Origin of the sequence: Mesobacterium pallidum (genome assembly GCF_019966535.1) — a bacterium.
Taxonomy (GTDB): domain Bacteria; phylum Pseudomonadota; class Alphaproteobacteria; order Rhodobacterales; family Rhodobacteraceae; genus Mesobacterium; species Mesobacterium pallidum.
Window position 1 is genome coordinate 252,728 of sequence record NZ_JAIMID010000003.1, and the last position, 20,099, is coordinate 272,826.

Sequence of the window (20,099 nt, forward strand, 5' to 3'; positions counted from 1 at the left end):
ATAAACTCCGGGGGTGTGGGGGCTGGCCCCCACTGACGGCGGCGACCGTTCAGCCCTCGGCCTTGACCCGCTCCGGCAGCACCCAGCCCGCGCGCGGGAAGTGGCAGGTGTAACCGTTCGGCACCCGCTCCAGGTAATCCTGGTGCTCGGGCTCGGCCTCCCAGAAATCGCCCATCGGCTCGACCTCGGTCACGACCTTGCCGGGCCAGAGGCCGCTGGCCTCCACGTCCTTGATCGTCTCGAGCGCGGTCTGGTGCTGCGCCTCGGAGGCGTAGTAGATCGCCGAGCGATAGCTCATCCCCCGGTCGTTCCCCTGCCGGTTCGGCGTGGTCGGATCGTGAATCTGGAAGAAGAACTCCAAGAGCCGCCGGTAGCTCATCCGGGCGGGGTCGAAGATCACCTCGATCGCCTCGGCATGGGTGCCGTGGTTGCGGTAGGTGGCATTCGGCACGTCGCCGCCCGAATAGCCGACGCGGGTCGAGATCACCCCGTCCATTTTGCGGATCAGGTCCTGCATGCCCCAGAAACATCCGCCTGCGAGTACGGCCCGTTCGCTCATGCCACGTCCTCCACTTGATCCAGATATTGCCCGTAGCCTTCCGCCTCCATGTCGTCGCGATGGATGAACCGCAACGAGGCCGAGTTGATGCAATAGCGCAGCCCGCCCCGGTCGAGCGGCCCGTCCGGGAAGACGTGGCCAAGATGGCTGTCGCCATGGGTCGAGCGAACCTCGACCCGGATCATTCCGTGGGTCGTATCGCGCAGTTCGGTCACATGGGCGGGTTCGATCGGCTTGGTAAAGCTCGGCCAGCCGCAGCCCGAGTCGTACTTGTCCGACGAGGCGAACAGCGGCTCTCCGGACACGATGTCGACGTAGATCCCGGGCTCCTTGTTGTCGAGGTAGCGCCCCGTGCCCGGCCGCTCGGTGCCGCTTTCCTGCGTCACCCAGTGCTGGATCTCGTCCAGCGCGGCGATGGCCTCGGGGCGTCGTTCATACTTGGTCATGCGCGCCTCCTGTAACTCATGCCCATTAGATGGGGCCGCGTGTCGGATTTCAAAGCGATATTTCACCGCGCTCTCGGGCGCGTGCGTCACGCCCCGAGCCGAAGCGTCGCCCAGCGCGCCGCATCTGCGACCACCGGTTCTGGGTCGTCGCACAGCCGCTGCGCAACGGGCCGCAACGCCGCGTTGCCGGAATTGCCGATGGCATAGAGCACGTTGCGCACAAAGCGCCCCCGCCCGATCCGCTTGATCGGAGAGCCGCTGAACAGCGCCCGGAACGTCGCATCGTCCAGCTTCGCCAACTCGACCAGATTCGGCGCCACCAGATCCTCGCGCGCGGCATATTTCACCTCGCTGGCCGCGACGGCGAACTTGTTCCAGGGGCAGGCCGCCAGGCAATCGTCGCAGCCGTAGATCCGATTGCCCATGAGCGGACGCAGCGCGGGGTCCACCGGGCCCGCGTGTTCGATCGTCAGGTAGGAGATGCAGCGCCGCGCATCCAGCTGGTAGGGCGCGGGAAAGGCATCGGTCGGACAGGCGTCGAGGCAGGCCCGGCACGACCCGCAAGAATCCCGCCCAGGCGCATCCGGCGCCAATTCCACCGTCGTGAAAATCGCCCCGAGGAAGAACCAGTTCCCCAGTTCGCGGCTGACCAGGTTGGTGTGCTTGCCTTGCCAGCCCAGCCCCGCCGCTTCGCCCAGCGCCTTTTCGGCCACGGGCGCGGTGTCCACGAACACCTTGATTTCCGGCGCCGGCGGCTCCGCCGCAGATAAGAGCCCCACCCGGTCGAGGTCCTGACCCGGCTTGGCCGCCTCCATGAACCACCGCCCCACCCGCTTGAGCCGTTTTTTCACCACGTCGTGGTAATCGCGGTTCTGGGCATAGACGCTGATCGCCCCGCGATCGGGTTGCTCCAGCACCGCCATCGGATCATGCGCAGGCGTGTACATCTCGGCCAGCATCACCACCGACCGCACCTCGGGCCAGAGCGCCTGCGGATCGCCGCGCCATGCGACCCGCCGCTCCATCCAGTCCATGCTGCCATGGCGTCCGGCCTCGAGAAACGCGCCCAGCCGCCCCGGCAGCTCGGGCACCGCGTCCGGCGCGCAGACCCGGGCCAGCGCAAACCCCTCGGCCCGCGCCCGATCCAGCAAGGCATGCTTCAGATCCGGCACGCGGCGCCCATGCTTCATTGTTTCGAAAATACCTTCGGGGGGTGAATGCCGCAGGCAGAGGGGGGCAGACAGCCCCCCTGTCCCACGCCGGCCTCAGAAATCGAGGTCGGCATAATGCGGCGGCGGCGGGAAGCCCGGCACCTGATCGGCCAGGATCGACCGGAAGGCCGGGCGTGACTTGATCTTGGCGTACCAGTCCTTGACCACCTCGGACCGGTTCCAGTCCACGTCCGAGATGTAGTCGAGGCTTGACAGATGCGCGGCGGCGGCGAAATCGGCGAGCGTCATGACGTCACCGGCCAGCCAGCGGCGATGATCCAGCAACCAGGCCATGTAGTCGAGGTGATACTTGATCGCCTTGGCGCCCGACTTGACGTTGCCGCTGTCCGGGAAGCCCTGCTTCATCACTTTCTTGTTGACCCGCTCGTAGACCAGTTTCGACGTCACTTCGTTGTGGAACTTGTCGTCGAACCAGCTGACCAGCCGCCGCACCTCGTAGCGCGCGTCATGGCCCTGCGGCATCAGCGACGGTTCGGGGTACTTTTCCTCGAGCCATTCACAGATGGCGGCGCTTTCGGCCATGGTCTTGCCGTCGATCTTCAGCACCGGCACTTTCGCCGCCGGGTTGCGGCGCAGGAAGTCGGCGTCCTTTTCCCAGTAGCGCTCCTCGACCAGTTCGCATTCGATCCGCTTCTCGGCCAGGCTCAGCCGGACCTTGCGGCAGAAGGGCGACAGGGGAACATGGTACAGGCGGGCCATCGGGCGTGCATCCAATCGGTGAGGTGTCCCCCGTCAATGCCGGGAATTGCGCGGCAGTTCAACTCCCCGCCGTGAAAAGCCCCGCGCCGGATCGGCAGGGCGATGCCTATTGGAAGCAGCCCGCGCGGCCGTCCACGCGGATCGTCTCGGCCCCGGCGATGATCTGTGCCGCGCGCCGGCGGACGAAATTCGACGGGTTCGAGGCGGACCTGTCCTTGGGGGCCGGCAGGATCGCCGCCAGCCGGGCCGATTGCGTCGCCGTCAGCTGGCCCGGGCCGACCCCGAAGTAGTGCCGCGCCGCCGCCTCGACGCCAAAGACGCCCTCGTCGAACTCGGCCACGTTCAGGTAGACCTCGAGGATGCGGCGCTTGGGCCAGAGCGCCTCCATCAGCGGCGTGATCCCGGCCTCGAGCACCTTGCGCACATAGGACCGGCCGTGCCAGAGAAAGACGTTCTTGACCACCTGCTGGCTGATCGTGCTGGCGCCACGGTTGCCGCCCTCCTCGATGGCCTTGCGCAGGGCGGCCATGTCGATGCCCCAATGGGTGCAGAAGTTCGCATCCTCGGCCGCCACGACCGCACGTTGCATCACCGGAGCGATCTCTTCGATCGGGACCCAACGGTGATCGAGCGCGCCGAGGCGCTGCTTTTCGGACCACATGTAATAGGTCGTCGGCGGGTTCAGCACGCGGAAAACGAGCACGAGCAGCACGGCCAGCACCGTCACGGCCAACGCCAGCCGGAACGTCCAGCGCAGCAGCCAGCGCACGGGGCGAACCCGCCGGGGGGGCGGCGGGGCCGGTTTCTTGTCGGCTGTTCTGGAAGTCTTCTTTGTCGCGCGCGCCATGGCACAAGCTATTACCGGCCTCGGAGCGAAAGGCAAATCCTGCGATGCCCGTCCCTGGAAATAGATACGGCCGACGGTCCCCACCGCCGGCCGTTTCATTGCATCAAACCACCATGATGCATGTCCGACCCTGCAACTCTCGTCTCCTCACTCGAGCAGCAGACTCGGCCCTCCCGCATTGGTTTTAACACTTTGATCATTGATGTGTCCAATGTTTAGAATTTGTTCAGCAAATGAAAAAAGGGCGCGCCGAGGCACGCCCTTTTCCAGTCTAACCCGTATGGTCCCTTACTCGGCCGGGACCGCCTCGGCCGCGTCGCTCAGCGGCATGGGCAGCTTGTTCAGCATCTCCTTGGGGATGACCTGGACAAAGTGGACCCGCTCGGTCTCCCAGTTGCGCAGGATCTCCAAAGCCTTGGCAGAGTTGGATTCTTCCGCGTGCCGCTCGATCAGCGCCTTGCAGTGACCCTCCCAGTACGCGGCCTCGAAGCCCTGCGTCACGACCGTTTCGGGGTTGATCATGTCGCCACTCAGACCCTCGGGATCGTAGAGGTAGGCCATGCCGCCGGTCATGCCCGCGGCGAAGTTCGCGCCGATGGATCCAAGGATCACCGCCACCCCGCCGGTCATGTATTCGCAGCCGTTCGAGCCGCAGCCTTCGACCACCACCTTCGCGCCGGAGTTGCGCACGGCGAATCGCTCACCCGCGCGACCCGCGGCAAAGAGATGCCCGTCGGTCGCACCATACAGCACCGTGTTCCCGATGATCGTGTTCTCGGACGCGACCAAGGGGCTCGCCATCAGCGGACGCACGACGATCAGACCACCCGACAGGCCCTTGCCGACGTAGTCGTTGGCATCGCCCGCGACTTCCAGCTTGAGACCCGGCGCAGCGAAGGCGCCCAGCGACTGGCCCGCGTTGCCCTGCAGCTTGACGTGCAGGTGGTCGGGTTGCAGCGCGTTGCGCATGCCGAAGTTGCGCACGATGTGCGAGGACGTCCGCGTGCCCACGGTGCGGTGCGTGTTCTGCACCGCGTAGCTGAGCTGCATCTTTTCGCCGTCCTCGAGGAACCGGGCGGCATCGCGCACGATCTCGGCGTCCAGCGTGTCCGGCACCGCGTTGCGCGGCTTGTTGCGGTCGTACTTGATCTTGTGTGCGCCATCGACCGAGATCAGCAGCGGGTTCAGGTCGAGATCGTCGAGGTGGTCCGAGCCACGGCTGACCTGGCTCAGCAGGTCGGCGCGACCGATCACCTCGTCCAGCGACTTGGCACCGATCGAGGCGAGGATTTCCCGCACTTCGCTGGCGTAGAAGGTGATGAGGTTCACCACCTTGTCCGCGTTGCCGGTGAACTTGCCGCGCAGCTTCTCGTCCTGCGTACACACGCCCACCGGACAGGTGTTCGACTGGCACTGGCGCACCATGATGCAGCCCATGGCGATCAGCGCGGCGGTGCCGATGCCGTATTCCTCGGCGCCCATCATGGCGGCCATGACGATGTCACGCCCCGTGCGCAGCCCGCCGTCGGTCCGCAGGGTCACCCGATCGCGCAGCTTGTTCATCGCCAGCACCTGGTGCGCCTCGGTCAGGCCCATTTCCCAGGGCAGGCCGGCGAACTTGATCGACGTGGCCGGGGAGGCCCCGGTGCCGCCGTTGTGGCCCGAGATCAGGATCACGTCGGCCTTGGCCTTGGCCACGCCCGCCGCGATCGTGCCGACGCCCGACGACGCCACCAGCTTGACCGTCACCTTGCAGCGCGGGTTGATCTGCTTGAGATCGTAGATCAGCTGCGCCAGGTCCTCGATCGAGTAGATGTCGTGGTGCGGCGGCGGCGAGATCAGCGTCACGCCCTTTGTCGAATGGCGCAGACGGGCGATCAGGTCGGTGACCTTCATGCCGGGCAGCTGGCCGCCCTCGCCGGGCTTGGCGCCCTGGGCCACCTTGATCTCGAGCTCTTCGCACTGGTTCAGGTACTCGGCTGTGACGCCGAAGCGGCCCGAGGCCACCTGCTTGATCTTGGCCGAAGGGTTGTCGCCGTTGGGCTCGGGCACGAAGTGCGCCGGGTCCTCGCCGCCCTCACCGCTGTCGGACTTGGCGCCGATCCGGTTCATTGCGACGTTCAGCGTCTTGTGCGCCTCGGGGCTGAGCGCGCCCAGCGACATGCCCGGCGTGACAAAGCGCTTGCGGATCGAGGTGATGCTTTCCACCTCTTCCAGCGGGATCGCCTCGCCCAGCGGCTTGATCGCCAGAAGGTCGCGCAGGTGGATCGGCGGGTTCGCCTGCATCCGCGCACTGTACTGCTTCCACAGCTCATACGACGCCCGGTCACAGGCCGCCTGCATCATGTGCATGGTCTGCGCTTCCCAGGCGTGGGTCTCGCCCGACTTGCGCGCCTTGTAGAAGCCGCCGATGGGCAGCACGTCCTGCTGGCGCAGGAAGCCCTGGGCGTGGATCTCTTCGACCTTGCGCTGGATACCGTGCAGGCCGATCCCCGAGATGCGGCTGAGCAGGCCGGGGAAATACTCGGCGCACATGGCGCGGGAAAGGCCCACGGCCTCGAAGTTCAGGCCACCGCGATAGGACGAGATGACCGAGATGCCCATCTTGGCCATGATCTTGAGCAAGCCGGCATCCACCGCGTCGCGGTAGTTCTTGACCGCCTGGGTCAGGCTGCCATCGATCAGGCCGCGGCGGATGCGGTCGGCCAGGCTGTCCTCGGCCAGGTAGGCGTTGACGACCGTGGCGCCCGCGCCGATCAGCACGGCAAAGTAGTGCGGGTCGATGCATTCGGCCGAGCGCACGTTGAGCGAGGTGAAGGTCCGCAGGCCCTTGCGCGTCAGGTGGCTGTGCACCGCGCTGGTGGCCAGGATCATCGGCATGCCAACCCGCTCCGGGCCCTGGTTCTGGTCGGTCAGCACGATGTGCCCGGCGCCCGAGCGCACGGCATCCTCGGCCTCGGCGCGGATGCGCTCAAGCGCCTCGCCCAGCGCGCCATCGGGCTCACCGGCGGGGAAGGTGCAGTCGATGGTCACCAGCTCGGCGTTGAACTGCTCGATCAGCTTGTCGAACTGCGCATTGCCGATGAAGGGGCTTTCCAGCACCAGGATCTCGGTCTGGGCGCTGCTTTCGTCCAGCACGTTCTTGAGGTTGCCGAACCGCGTCTTCAGCGACATGACGCGGTATTCGCGCAGGGAGTCGATCGGCGGGTTGGTCACCTGGCTGAAGTTCTGGCGGAAGAAGTGCGACAGCGGCCGGTACTTTTTCGACAGAACGGCCGAGGGCGTATCATCGCCCATGGAGGCGATGCTTTCCTTGCCGTCCTCGGCCATGGGGGCGAGGATGCTTTCCAGCTCTTCCACCGTGTAGCCGGCCGCGATCTGGCGCTGGCGCAGCTCGGCCCCTTCGAACAGCGGGACCTCTTCCAGCTCGCCCAGCACGTCGTCGAGATCGTTGATCTTGCCGACCCATTCGCCGAAGGGCTGGGCATTGGCGAGACGGTTCTTCATCTCTTCGTCGTGGTAGAGACGGCCTTCGTGCATGTCGACGGCGATCATCTGGCCCGGGCCCAGCGCGCCCTTTTCGCGCACCGTGGCCTCGTTCACGGGGACCATCCCGGCCTCCGACCCGGCGATCAGCAACCCGTCGCCGGTCACGACATAGCGCATCGGGCGCAGACCGTTGCGGTCAAGCCCGCCGCAGACCCAACGGCCGTCGGTCATGGCAAGCGCGGCGGGGCCGTCCCAGGGCTCCATCACCGAGTTGCAGTAGGAATACATGTCGCGCCAGGCCTGCGGCAGTTCCACCGCCTGCTTGGACCAGGATTCTGGCACCAGCATGGTCTTGGCCATGGGCGCGTTGCGGCCCGCCCGCACGAGCACCTCGAACACTGCGTCCAGCGCGGCGCTGTCGGACGACCCGCCCGGGACGATCGGCTTGATGTCCTCGGCCATCTCGCCGAACGTGGACGAGGCCATGCGGATCTCGTGGCTCTTCATCCAGTTCAGGTTGCCCTTCAGCGTGTTGATCTCGCCGTTGTGGGCAAGCATGCGGAAGGGCTGGGCCAGCCACCATTGCGGGAAGGTGTTGGTTGAATAGCGCTGGTGGTAGATCGCGAAGGCGCTCTCGAACCGTTCGTCCTGAAGGTCGGGGTAGAACTCGCTGACCTGCTCGGCCAGCATCATGCCCTTGTAGATGATCGACCGGCACGACAGCGACGCCAGGTACAGGCCGTTGATCCCGGCGGCGGCGGCGGCCTTCTCGATCCGGCGGCGGATCACGTAAAGCTCGCGCTCGAAGGTCTCTTCGTCCACGCCCTTGGTGTTCGACAGGATGATCTGCTCGATCTCGGGCCGCGTCGCGTTGGCCTTTTCACCGAGGCAGTCGATGTTCACCGGCACGTGGCGCCAGCCGTAGATGTAATAGCCCATGCGCAGGACTTCGGTCTCGACGATGGTCCGGCAGGTTTCCTGGGCGCCGAAATCCGTGCGCGGCAGAAAGACCTGGCCCACGGCGATCAACCGGTCCGTCGCCGGCTCGTGGCCCGTGCGCTTGATCTGGTCGTAGAAGAACGGCACCGGGATCTGCACGTGGATGCCCGCGCCGTCGCCGGTCTTGCCATCGGCATCCACCGCGCCGCGATGCCAGATCGCCTTGAGCGCCGTGATACCGGATTCGACCACCTTGCGGCTGGCCTTGCCGTCGATGCTGACCACGAGGCCCACGCCGCAGGAGGAATGCTCCTCCTCTTCGCGGTACAGGCTGTTCTCGGCCATCCACTTGCGCCGGTTCTCTTCTTCGGCGGCCCAGTTTGCGTCGTAGTTGGTCATGGCTCAGGTCCTCCAGGATGCCGCCGCTGCGGCGCTGTTACGGTTGCGGGGCTTGGCCCTCGCGAAAAGTCTTTGCGGCCTCACTCGGCCTCGGGCATGTACATCGCGACCACCTCGTCCCGGGTGAGGGTCTTGTGATCGCCCGCCAGGGTAAAGCTGTCGGGCTTGTGGTCGATGAAGATCTCGCGCTTCAGCTCGAACCCGTTGGCGTCGTCGAAGAGGCCGATGGGCAGCTCGTAATCGTTCTGGCCGCGCGGCTTGGTCGTGGTGCGATACCACAGCCCGCTGCCGCAGCGCCCGCACCAGGCCCGTTCCGCCCATTCCGAGCTTTGCAGCGTGCGGATATGCGCGTCGCCCTTCCAGGTGACGGAGCCGCCCTTGACGGTCACGGCCAGCAGGGCCGAGCCGGCCCAGCGGCGGCACATCTCGCAATGGCAGGCGCCGTAGCCGGTGGGCACGTCATGGGCGGTGAAGCTCACCGCGCCGCACATGCATTGTCCGGTCTTGTCGGTCATTCGGGCGATCCCTGGCTGTCTGGCTGGAGCGGCGCGCCAGTCGCGGCGCGCCGGGGCAGTTTACTCGGCGGCGACCTTGGCGGCGCTGCCGGCGAGGTACTCGAGGATCGCATCGGCGCTGTCGCGGCCGTCGCGGATCGCCCAGACGACCAGCGAGGCGCCGCGCACGATGTCACCCACGGCGAAGACGCCATCGAGGCTGGTGCGGCCGGTGCCGAACTCGGCCCGGATGGTGCCCCAGCGGGTCACTTCCAGCCCCTCGACACCCCAGAGCCTGGGCAGGTCCTCGGGCTCGAAGCCCAGCGCCTTGATGACCAGCTCAGCCGGTTCGGTGTAATCCGAGCCTTCGATCAGCTCGGGCGACTGGCGGCCCGAGGCATCCGGCGCGCCCAGCTTCATGCGCTGCACGATCACGCCTTCGACCGGGTCGCCGACAAAGCCCTTGGGCGCGGTCAGCCATTCGAACTGCACGCCCTCTTCCTCGGCGTTCTGCACTTCGCGCTGGCTGCCCGGCATGTTGGCCCGGTCGCGGCGGTAGAGGCATTTGACGCTGGTCGCGCCCTGGCGGATCGAGGTGCGCACGCAGTCCATGGCCGTATCGCCGCCGCCGATCACGACGACGCGCTTGCCCTTGGCGTTCAGCTCGCCATTGTCGAACTCGGCCACCTCGTCGCCAAAGCTCTTGCGGTTCGACGCGGTCAGGAAGTCCAGCGCGGCCACGATCCCCTCGGAGCCGGCGCCCGGCCCGGGCAGGTCCCGGCCCTTGTAGACGCCCGTCGCGATCATGACGGCGTCATGCTTGCCACGGATGGCGTCAAAGGAAATGTCGTCGCCGACGTCGCAGTTCAGCACGAAGTCGACGCCGCCGTCTTCCAGCTGCTGGACCCGCTGCATCACGATGTCCTTTTCCAGCTTGAAGCCGGGGATGCCGTAGGTCAGCAGACCGCCGCCCCGGTCGTAACGGTCATAGACGGTGACCTGCACGCCCGCACGGCGCAGCCGGTCGGCCGCCGCCAGGCCCCCGGGGCCCGCGCCGATGATGCCCACGCTCTCGGTCCGTTCCTGTGCGGGGGCGATCGGCTTGACCCAGCCTTCCTCGAAGGCGGTGTCGGTGATGTACTTTTCCACTGCGCCGATGGTGACGGTGCCGTGGCCCGATTGCTCGATCACGCAGTTGCCTTCGCAGAGGCGGTCCTGCGGACAGATGCGGCCGCAGATCTCGGGGAAGGTATTGGTGGCCTGGCTGACCTCATAGGCCTCTTCCAGCCGGCCCTCGGCGGTCAGGCGCAGCCAGTCGGGGATGTTGTTGTGCAACGGGCAATGGCTTTGGCAATAGGGCACGCCGCATTGCGAACAGCGCCCGGCCTGTTCCTTGGCCTTCGCATCCGCATATTCGGCGTAGATTTCCTTGAAGTCCTGCTTGCGCTCGTCCGCGGTGCGCTTGTCGGGCATGTCCCGTTCGACGGTCACGAACTTGAGCATCGGTTGCTTGGCCATGGGGTCGCGTCTCCTCAGGCGGATTCTTGGCGTTTCAGGGTGATTATACAAGGCCGGCCGGAATGAAAAGTCAGTTATGCTGACCTAATAAGCCACTTTAGCAAAAATACACTCAGCCACAACGCGAATTAGGCACGAATTTAGGTCCGAAACGGACACAAATCCGGTCTTTCCTCGCTGCGGCAGGGGGTTATAGCTGACGGCACGATTCGCATCGAGGTGGCGTGATGACATTGTACCATCTTATTCTCGTGGCCGTGATCCAGGGGATTACCGAGTTCCTGCCGATCTCGTCCTCGGGCCATCTTATCCTGCTTCCCGGCCTTACGGGAATGCAGGACCAGGGCCAGGCCATCGACGTGGCGGTGCATCTGGGCACTTTGGGGGCGGTCGTGCTGTATTTCTGGGCAGATGTGCGGGGCGCGGTCCTGGGCCTGCCCCGCCTGCTGACCGGCCGGGTGGACACGCCCGGCGCGCGGCTGGCCTTCCTGCTGAGCGTGGCGACGGTGCCGGTGATCCTGGCCGGGCTCGCGCTCAAGCTCACGGGGCTGGACGAGGCCCTGCGCTCGGTCGCGGTGATCGCCTGGACGATGCTGGGCTTTGGCGTCGTGCTCTGGGTCGCGGACCGCTGCGGGCCCTCGGTGAAAACCGAGGCCGACTGGTCGCTGGGCGATGCTGTGAAACTGGGCCTCTGGCAGGCGGTCGCGCTGATCCCCGGCACCTCGCGGTCGGGCATCTGCATCACCGGCGCGCGGTTCATGGGCTATGACCGACACGGTGCGGCCAAGATCTCCATGCTGATGTCGATCCCGACGATCCTGGCCTCGGGTGTGCTGCTGGGGGCGGAGGTCGCCACGGACCCGGCCATCGGCGGGCAATGGCGGGATATCCTTGTCGGAGCCGCGCTGGCGTTCGGAGCCGCCTTGCTGGCGCTGACGCTGATGATGCGGCTGCTGCGTTCGGTGAGCTTCACGCCCTACGTGGTCTACCGGGTGGTGTTCGGGGTGTTTCTGTTGTGGTGGGCGTATGGTGGCAGCGCACTTTGACCCGCGCTGCCAGCTTTGATCTACCGCGTGTGACAACCGCTCGCGCAGTAGGCGCAGCCATCAGATTTCTGATAGATCCGCTTCGCAGCGCTTACGGCATCTCTGCAGTTTGAATGCCAGCCCAGCGGAACACGGTTGTATTGATCTGGCGGAAACGGGCAACTCCCGTCATCCACGTGGACTTCGTGAAAACCATCGTGGAACTGCGCGTTCCGATTCACATAGTAACTAGGCAATCCCGTTACTCCTTCTTGATCACGACCGAGATACTCAGTCGCAGTTGATAAGAAGGTCGCTTGACTCGCCCGCCCCCGCCGTGATTCAACGAGGATGTTGACCGAACTCCCGCAGCGACCTTCGGGTCTAGCGGAGTATGGACATAGAGCCCTGTCAGAGCCGCCCGCTCAGGCAGGGCTCACTGATTCCATACGTGTCATAAGGGTGATTGTGAGGACAGAGGCCTCAGGAGTCAACTCAAAGCAAGACATAGGGCAATACCACACTATGTGGTGCCCCATGGAATTTTGTAAACCAAATGTGGCATTTTGGTCAATAGCAACTGGGGCACATTTTGTGCCGCGCCTTAACTCCATCACAAAATAGCTGCCTACCCCTGCAACGACTTCACCACCAGGTCCCCTTCCTGCCGCGCCTTCATGGCCATGGCAGCCGCATGGGCGCCGGCGGCGGTCGTGTAGTAGGGGATCTTGTCATAGAGCGCGACCGAGCGGATCTCGCGGGAATCCTCCACGGACGCCGCGCCTTCGGTGGTGTTCATCACCAGCTGGATCGTGCCGTCCTTGAGCTGGTCGACCACGTTCGGGCGGCCTTCGTAGACCTTCTTGACCCGCTCACACGGAATGCCGTGCTTTTCGAGGAAGTCCGCCGTGCCGCCCGTGGCGACGATGCCAAAGCCCAGCTCGTGCAGGATGCGGCCGGTTTCGGCCAGCTGGTCGGTCTTGTCCTCGTCCTTGATGGAAAAGAACACGCGGCCGCCTTCGGGCAGCACCGTGCCCGCGCCCAGCTGCGCCTTGAGGAAGGCGCGGGGGAAGGAGCGGTCCCAGCCCATGACCTCGCCGGTCGAGCGCATTTCAGGCCCGAGGATCGTGTCGACACCGGGGAAGCGGGCGAAGGGCAGAACCGCCTCCTTGACCGAGAACCAGGGCATCATCGGGTCGGCCAGAGTCATCGGGTCGGCGATGGGCAGGTCGGTGTCGTAATCCGCGTTCTCGGGGTAGCCTTCGCGCAGCGGGAAGTTCGACAGCGGCTCGCCGGCCATGATCCGCGCGGCGATCGACGCAATGGCCGAGTCGGTGGCCTTGGCGACGAAGGGCACGGTGCGGGACGCGCGCGGGTTCACCTCGATCAGGTAGATGTCGTCGCCCTTGATCGCGAACTGGACGTTCATCAGGCCGACGACATGCAGCGCCTTGGCCAGGGCCACGGTCTGCTCTTCGACCCGTGCGATCATCTCGCGGCTGAGCGAATAGGGCGGCAGCGAACAGGCGCTGTCGCCCGAGTGGACGCCGGCCTCTTCGATATGCTGCATGATGCCGGACACGTGGACGTTTTCGCCGTCGCACAGCGCGTCGACGTCAAGCTCGGTCGCGCCCGAGAGGTAGCTGTCCAGCAGCACCGGGCTGTCGCCCGAGACCACGACCGCGTCGCGGATGTAGCGCTTGAGACCCTCCATGTCGCGCACGATCTCCATCGCGCGGCCACCCAGCACGTAGGAGGGGCGGATGACCAGCGGGAAGCCGATGTCCTCGGCGATCTTCAGCGCCTGTTCGTCGGTCGAGGCAATGCCGTTGTGCGGCTGCTTGAGGCCCAGCTGGTTGACCAGCGCCTGGAAGCGTTCGCGGTCCTCGGCCAGGTCGATTGCGTCGGGCGTGGTGCCAAGGATCGGGATGCCCTCGGCGTCCAGCGCATTGGCCAGTTTCAGCGGGGTCTGGCCGCCGAACTGCACGATGACGCCGTGCAGCGTGCCGTTCTCCTGCTCGACGCGCAGGATCTCCATCACGTGCTCGAAGGTCAGCGGTTCGAAGTAGAGACGATCCGAGGTGTCGTAATCGGTCGACACGGTCTCGGGGTTGCAGTTGATCATGATCGTCTCGTAGCCGGCCTCGGTCAGCGCGAAACAGGCATGGCAGCAGCAATAGTCGAACTCGATCCCCTGGCCGATCCGGTTGGGACCGCCGCCAAGGATGACGACCTTCTTCTTGTCCGAGGGCCGCGCCTCGCATTCCACGTCGCCCAGGGTCGGGGCCTCGTAGGTGGAATACATGTAGGGGGTTTGCGCCTCGAACTCGGCGGCGCAGGTGTCGATCCGCTTGAACACCGCGCAGACGCCCTTGGACATCCGGGTGCGGCGCACGTCCTTTTCCGAAAAGCCGGTCAGCTTGGCCAGCCGCGCATCGGTGAAGCCCATCATCTTGAGCTTGCGCAGCCCGGCCTCGTCCGCCGGCAGGCCGTTTGCGCGCACGGCGTCCTCGGCCTCGACGATCTCGCGGATGCGGGCCAGGAACCAGGGGTCGTACATGGTGACGCCGTGGATCTCGTCATCCGACAGGCCATGACGCATGGCCTGGGCGATGGTGCGCATCCGGTCGGGGGTCTGCTGGCTGATCGCCTTGATGACGGCGGATTTCTCGGGCGCGCCCTCGATGTCCACATCGTCAAAGCCGGTGAGGCCGGATTCCATCGAGGCCAGCGCCTTTTGCAGGCTCTCGTGGATGGTGCGGCCGATGGCCATTGCCTCGCCCACCGATTTCATGGCGGTGGTCAGGTGCGGCTCGGAGCCGGGGAATTTCTCAAACGCGAACTTGGGGATCTTGGTGACGACGTAGTCGATGGTCGGCTCGAAGCTGGCCGGCGTCACCTTGGTGATATCGTTGTCCAGCTCATCGAGCGTGTAGCCGACCGCCAGCTTGGCCGCGATCTTGGCGATGGGGAAACCGGTGGCCTTGGAGGCCAGCGCGGACGAGCGCGACACACGCGGGTTCATCTCGATCACGACCATGCGGCCGTCCTCGGGGTTGATCGCCCATTGCACGTTCGACCCGCCGGTCTCGACCCCGATCTCGCGCAGCACGGCGATCGAGCCGTTGCGCATGATCTGGTATTCCTTGTCGGTCAGGGTCAGCGCCGGGGCCACGGTGATCGAATCGCCGGTGTGCACGCCCATCGGGTCCACGTTCTCGATGGCGCAGACGATGATCGCGTTGTCCGCCTTGTCGCGGACGACCTCCATCTCGAATTCCTTCCAGCCCAGCAGCGACTCGTCCACGAGGATCTGGTTGACGGGCGAGGCATCCATGCCCGAGCGGCAGTAATAGATGTAATCCTCGCGGTTGTAGGCCACGCCGCCGCCGGTGCCGCCCAGGGTAAAGGCGGGGCGGATAATCGCCGGCAGGCCGATCTCCTCGAGCGCGTCGAGCGCGATCTGCACCCCGGCCTCGAGGTCGACCTTGCCGTTGGCCTTTTTCGGCGCGGTGACGATGGTCGCCTTGGGGTTTTCCAGCCCGATCCGGTCCATGGCCTCGCGGAAGAGCTTGCGGTCTTCGGCCATCTCGATGGCCTCGCGCTTGGCGCCGATCATCTCGACGCCGAACTTCTCGAGCACACCCATTTCCTCGAGCGCGAGCGAGGTGTTGAGGCCGGTCTGCCCGCCCATGGTCGGCAGCAGCGCGTCGGGCCGTTCCTTTTCGATGATCTTGGCGACCACCTCGGGCGTGATCGGCTCGATATAGGTGGCATCGGCCAGGCCCGGGTCGGTCATGATCGTCGCGGGGTTCGAGTTCACCAGGATCACCCGGTAGCCTTCCTCGCGCAGGGCCTTGCAGGCCTGGGCGCCGGAATAGTCGAACTCGCAGGCCTGCCCGATGACGATAGGCCCGGCGCCGATGATCATGATGGACTTGATATCGGTACGTTTGGGCATGGCAGACCTCTTTATTGCAACGACTCGGGCATGGGGCAACCGAGCAGGGAGTCGCCCCCTGCCCGCAAATTGTCGTGGGTTATAGAGATAGGCGAAAGGGGTTCAAGCCCCCTTTCGTCATTGCCCGCCTGCGCCCGGTCGGCCCCTATTCGGCGGCCTGCAGATGGGCGGGCCGCGCCTGTCCTTCATAGAGGTAATCGCGGGTCAGCGGAACCGCGTCCACCGACTTGGTCAGCTGGAACTGGAACACGACCTGCCCGCGCAGGCGGAACATCAGCTCGCTCGCCACGAGGTAGAACCGCCACATCCGCACGAACCGGGCGTCATACAGCGCCTCGGCCTTGGCATCGTTGGCCATGAAGCGGTCGTACCAATGCTTGAGCGTCTCGGCGTAATGCAGCCGCCAGGTCTCCACGTCGGTGACAAAGAAGTCTTCCTTTTCGATGGCGGCCAACGCCTCGGACATGGCCGGCACGTAGCCGCCGGGGAAGATGTACTTGAGGATCCAGGGGCTGGTCACCCCCGGCGGCTGGATGCGCCCGATGGTGTGGATCAGGGCGATGCCGTCCTCGGCCAGGAACTTGTGAACGTGGCCGAAATACTCGCGGTAATGCGGCACGCCCACATGTTCGAACATGCCCACGGACACGATGCGGTCGAAACGCTCGTCGAGGTGCCGGTAATCCGTCAGCCGGAAGTCGACGCGGTCCGACAGGCCCGCCTCGGCCGCGCGGCGGGTGGCGACGGCGTGCTGTTCCTTCGACAGGGTCACACCGACCACCTGCGCGCCGTAATCGCGCGCCAGCGTGAGGCCCATGCCGCCCCAGCCGCAGCCGATGTCGAGCACGCGCATCCCCGGCTTGATCCGCAGCTTGCGGGCGATGTGGTGCTTCTTGGCGGCCTGCGCCTCTTCGAGGCTCATGTCCGGCTTGGCGAAATAGGCGCAGCTGTACTGCTTGTCGGCATCGAGAAACAGGTCGTAGAGCGCGCCGGACAGATCGTAATGATGCGCCACGTTCGCCTGCGCCTTGCCGACCGGGTTGAACTGCGCAAAGCGGCGCATCAGCTGCTGGCCGCGCTGCAACACCTTGGCCAGGGCGGGGTAATCCGCGTGGTTGAGGTTGTCGAGCAGCAGCCACATGAAGTCATGAAGCGCGTCGTCGTGGATGACCAACCGGCCGTCCATGTAGCCTTCGCCCAGGCCCATCTCGGGCGCGATCATCAGCTGGCGCACAAGGGCCCGGTCGGCGATCGTGATGGCGACGTCCCTGCCGCCACCGGGCCCGTAACTTCGGGTCTCTCCGCCCGGCAAGGTCACGCGCAGGCGCCCCCGGACGATCAGTTTCTTCATTGCGCGGTCAAAGACGGATGTCCACATGATCACCCCCGTGTTTGCTTGGCTTGGGGGCGAAAACAGCCCCCCGGTTCGAACCGGCCTGCGGGGCCACCCACCCGGCCTGACGCAGGGAATCGCGGTGAAAACGCTTCAATCGTTAATTAAGTTCGAATTTCTGTAAATAAATTTCGCACATGTGCGGGACTGCGCGGGCGGGAATCCCGCGCCCCGCGCCTTGACTTTGGGCGGCCAAAACGGTGTATCGGCCCGAACCGCACGCCCGACAGCCAAAAAGGGACGACCATGCACGCCTTCCGCAGCCATACCTGCGCCGACCTCACCGCCGCCAACGTGGGTGACACCGTCCGCCTGTCGGGCTGGGTCCACCGGATCCGCGATCACGGCGGCATCCTGTTCATCGACCTGCGCGACCATTATGGCGTGACGCAGGTGCTGTGCGATCCCGACAGCCCCGTGTTCTCGGACATGGAAAAGGTCCGCTCGGAATGGTGCATCCGCATCGACGGCACCGTCAAGGCCCGCGACCCCGAGCTGGTGAACCCCAAGCTGCCCACGGGCGAGATCGAGGTCTTCGTCCGCGACCTCGAGGTGCTGGGCCGCGCAGCCGAGCTGCCGCTGATGGTCTTCGGCGACCAAGAATACCCCGAGGAAACGCGCCTGCGCTACCGCTACCTCGACCTGCGCCGCGAGGCGATGCAGCGCAACATGACGCTGCGCAGCGACGTGGTCGCGTCGATCCGCCGCCGCATGTGGGACAAGGGCTTCCGCGAGTTCCAGACGCCGATCATCACCGCATCCAGCCCCGAAGGCGCGCGCGACTTCCTCGTGCCGTCGCGCCTGCACCCGGGCAAGTTCTACGCCCTGCCCCAGGCCCCCCAGCAGTTCAAGCAGCTGATCATGGTCTCGGGGTTCGACAAGTATTTCCAGGTCGCGCCCTGTTTCCGCGACGAGGACCCGCGCGCCGACCGCTCGCCCACCGATTTCTACCAGCTGGACATGGAGATGTCGTTCGTCACCCAGCAGGACGTGTTCGACACGATCTCGCCGGTGATCGCGGGCATTTTCGAGGAATTCGGCGGCGGCCGGAAGGTGGATGCGCCCGCGACGTGGGCGCAGATCTCTTACGCCGATTCCGCGCTGTGGTACGGCACCGACAAGCCCGACCTGCGCAACCCGATCAAGATGCAGGACGTCAGCGAGCATTTCCGCGGCTCGGGCTTTGCGATCTTTGCCAAGCTGCTGGAACAGGACGGCACGGAAATCCGCGCCATCCCCGCCCCCACCGGCGGGTCGCGCAAGTTCTGCGACCGGATGAATGCCTTTGCCCAAAAGGAAGGCCTGCCCGGCATGGGCTACATCTTCTGGCGCGAAGCGAACGGCGAGATGGAGGCCGCCGGCCCGCTGGCCAAGAACATCGGCCCCGAGCGGACCGAGGCGATCCGCCAGCAGCTGGGCCTGGGCGTCGGCGATGCAGCCTTCTTCCTGGGCGGCAAGCCCTCGGCGTTCGAACGGGTCGCCGGCAAGGCGCGCACCGAGATCGGCAAGGAACTGAACCTCATCGACGAGAACCGCTTTGCCTTTGCCTGGATCGTCGATTTCCCGATGTACGAGGCCGACGAGGAGTCGGGCAAGATCGACTTCAGCCACAACCCCTTCTCGATGCCGCAGGGCGGTCTCGAGGCGCTGGAAGCCGATCCGCTGAACGTGCTGGGCTACCAGTACGACCTCGCGTGCAACGGTTACGAACTGGTGTCGGGCGCGATCCGGAACCACAAGCTGGACGTGATGATCAAGGCCTTCGAACTGGCCGGCTATGGCGAGGACGAGGTGCGCAAGCGCTTCGGCGGCATGGTCAACGCCTTCCAGTACGGCGCCCCGCCGCACGGCGGCTGCGCGGCCGGGATCGACCGGATCGTCATGCTGCTGGCCGACACCGCCAACATCCGCGAGGTCATCATGTTCCCGATGAACCAGCGCGCCGAAGACCTGATGATGAACGCGCCCAGCGATCCCACCAGCGACCAGCTGATGGAACTGGGCCTGCGCGTCATCCCGCAGGAGTGAGCGTTCCGCCGCTCTACGCCGCCTCGGTCCCGGTGTTCCTGCACTACCTGGACCGGGCCGGGCGGCTGGTGCGCCGCACTGCCGAGGCGCCCGAGCGGCTGGGCAACAGGCTGGCGCCCGACATGTTCTCGGGCGCGCAGCAATTCGCCAGCGCGGCCGGGTTCACCCTGCGCGGCACCCTGCCGCTGATCGGCCGCGAGATCCCCGCGTTCCCGCAGGCCGACATGCATCCGAACGGGCTGCTGGACCGGTTCGAATTTGCCCGCCGCGCGCTGCTGGACCTCGACCCGGCCGACTTTGCCGGGGCCGAGACGCGGCGCGTGACCCATCGCGCAGGCTTTGCCGATCTCGACCAGACCGCGTCCGAGTACCTGCACCTTTTCGCCCTGCCGAACTTCTTCTTTCACCTCAGCATGGGCTTTGCCGTGCTGCGCGAAAGCGGCATGGACGTCGGCAAGAGCGATTTCGACGGGCTGCACGATTACCCGCCGGGCTTCCGGTTCTGACGCAAAAGGCCCGCGCGACATGCGTCGGCGCGGGCCCTTGACCGTCAGACGAGGGGATCAATCCTCCAGCGCATCCTCGCGCTTTTTCTCGACCAGCTTCAGCTCTTCGGCCTTCCGCTTGTCGAAAACCTTGCCGTAGCCCTCGGTCTCGCTGTCGTCGATCACCTTGCGGGCGCGGGCAAAGACCTCGTCCTCTTCCTCTTCCATGTGGTGCTCGTAATCGTGCTTGAGCGTGCGGAACCGCTGGATCCAGCCGGGCGAGGACATGTCCATCTCGTGCAGCTCCTCCATGATGTCGTCGAGCGCGCCATGCTCTTCGACCGAATGGCGGGCGCTGTCCTGACCCCAGGTCTGCTGCATGAGCTTGGAATAGAACTCTTCTTCCTCGGCGGCGGCATGGGCCTTCACGTCGTGAAAGAATTCGTCCCAGGCGGCGCGGCGCTCCTCGCTGGCCCCTTCGGTCTTGTCGATGCGGGCCAGTAGCGCGCGGTGATGGTCATGGTCGGCCTTGATGGCGTCGTAGATGGATCGCATCGGTCTTCCTCCGGCAAGTTTCTGCTTCTC

14 protein-coding genes are annotated in these 20,099 nt (G+C 65.6%); 3 read left to right on the forward strand and 11 right to left on the reverse strand.

Annotated features, from left to right (window positions below):
- Positions 1–49: 49 nt before the first annotated feature.
- The 8 genes from msrA to MF270_RS06570 all read right to left on the reverse strand — a co-directional run bounded on the left by msrA (position 50) and on the right by MF270_RS06570 (position 10,622).
- The gene (gene msrA / locus MF270_RS06535) at positions 50–559 is read right to left on the reverse strand and encodes a peptide-methionine (S)-S-oxide reductase MsrA (protein ID WP_238365069.1); all 510 of its coding nucleotides are present in this window, start codon (positions 557–559) and stop codon (positions 50–52) included.
- Entirely contained in the window at positions 556–1,005 is a 450-nt protein-coding gene (gene msrB / locus MF270_RS06540; protein WP_238365070.1) for a peptide-methionine (R)-S-oxide reductase MsrB, read from the reverse strand. Before msrB ends, msrA begins: the two co-directional genes overlap by 4 nt.
- An 86-nt stretch (positions 1,006–1,091) precedes the next feature.
- Complete coding sequence (gene queG, locus MF270_RS06545; RefSeq protein WP_238365071.1) at positions 1,092–2,177, reverse strand: tRNA epoxyqueuosine(34) reductase QueG; 1,086 nt, start codon at positions 2,175–2,177, stop codon at positions 1,092–1,094.
- Positions 2,178–2,270: 93 nt separating this feature from the next.
- Entirely contained in the window at positions 2,271–2,936 is a 666-nt protein-coding gene (gene fzlA / locus MF270_RS06550) for an FtsZ-binding protein FzlA (RefSeq protein ID WP_238365072.1), read from the reverse strand.
- A gap of 106 nt (positions 2,937–3,042) precedes the next feature.
- Complete coding sequence (gene mtgA / locus MF270_RS06555; RefSeq protein WP_238365073.1) at positions 3,043–3,783, reverse strand: monofunctional biosynthetic peptidoglycan transglycosylase; 741 nt, start codon at positions 3,781–3,783, stop codon at positions 3,043–3,045.
- 288 nt (positions 3,784–4,071) lie between these two features.
- Entirely contained in the window at positions 4,072–8,610 is a 4,539-nt protein-coding gene (gltB, locus tag MF270_RS06560; RefSeq protein ID WP_238365074.1) for a glutamate synthase large subunit, read from the reverse strand.
- An 80-nt stretch (positions 8,611–8,690) separates the two neighbouring features.
- Positions 8,691–9,125, reverse strand: a complete 435-nt coding sequence (locus MF270_RS06565; RefSeq protein WP_238365075.1) for a GFA family protein — start codon at positions 9,123–9,125, stop codon at positions 8,691–8,693.
- A 60-nt stretch (positions 9,126–9,185) separates the two neighbouring features.
- The gene (locus tag MF270_RS06570; protein WP_238365076.1) at positions 9,186–10,622 is read right to left on the reverse strand and encodes an NAD(P)-dependent oxidoreductase; all 1,437 of its coding nucleotides are present in this window, start codon (positions 10,620–10,622) and stop codon (positions 9,186–9,188) included.
- A gap of 227 nt (positions 10,623–10,849) precedes the next feature.
- On the opposite strand from MF270_RS06570, the gene MF270_RS06575 reads away from it, so the two are divergent.
- On the forward strand, positions 10,850–11,668 hold the full coding sequence (locus tag MF270_RS06575; protein WP_238365077.1) for an undecaprenyl-diphosphate phosphatase: 819 nt from the start codon (positions 10,850–10,852) through the stop codon (positions 11,666–11,668).
- A gap of 607 nt (positions 11,669–12,275) precedes the next feature.
- On the opposite strand, the gene carB is transcribed toward MF270_RS06575, so the two are convergent.
- Positions 12,276–15,608: a carbamoyl-phosphate synthase large subunit gene (carB, locus tag MF270_RS06580; protein ID WP_238365078.1), complete on the reverse strand. Its 3,333-nt coding sequence runs from the start codon at positions 15,606–15,608 to the stop codon at positions 12,276–12,278.
- Between the two features lie 145 nt (positions 15,609–15,753).
- Complete coding sequence (locus MF270_RS06585; protein ID WP_336245998.1) at positions 15,754–16,959, reverse strand: cyclopropane-fatty-acyl-phospholipid synthase family protein; 1,206 nt, start codon at positions 16,957–16,959, stop codon at positions 15,754–15,756.
- 288 nt (positions 16,960–17,247) lie between these two features.
- On the opposite strand from MF270_RS06585, the gene aspS reads away from it, so the two are divergent.
- Positions 17,248–19,029 carry an aspartate--tRNA ligase gene (aspS, locus tag MF270_RS06590; RefSeq protein WP_238365080.1) on the forward strand — a complete coding sequence of 594 codons (1,782 nt, stop codon included), beginning with the start codon at positions 17,248–17,250 and terminating at the stop codon, positions 19,027–19,029.
- Positions 19,026–19,535, forward strand: a complete 510-nt coding sequence (locus MF270_RS06595; protein WP_238365081.1) for a DUF1993 family protein — start codon at positions 19,026–19,028, stop codon at positions 19,533–19,535. The genes aspS and MF270_RS06595 overlap by 4 nt, the downstream gene beginning before the upstream one ends.
- Before the next feature lie 57 nt (positions 19,536–19,592).
- On the opposite strand, the gene MF270_RS06600 is transcribed toward MF270_RS06595, so the two are convergent.
- Entirely contained in the window at positions 19,593–20,069 is a 477-nt protein-coding gene (locus MF270_RS06600; RefSeq protein ID WP_238365082.1) for a hemerythrin domain-containing protein, read from the reverse strand.
- Between the last annotated feature and the right edge of the window lie 30 nt (positions 20,070–20,099).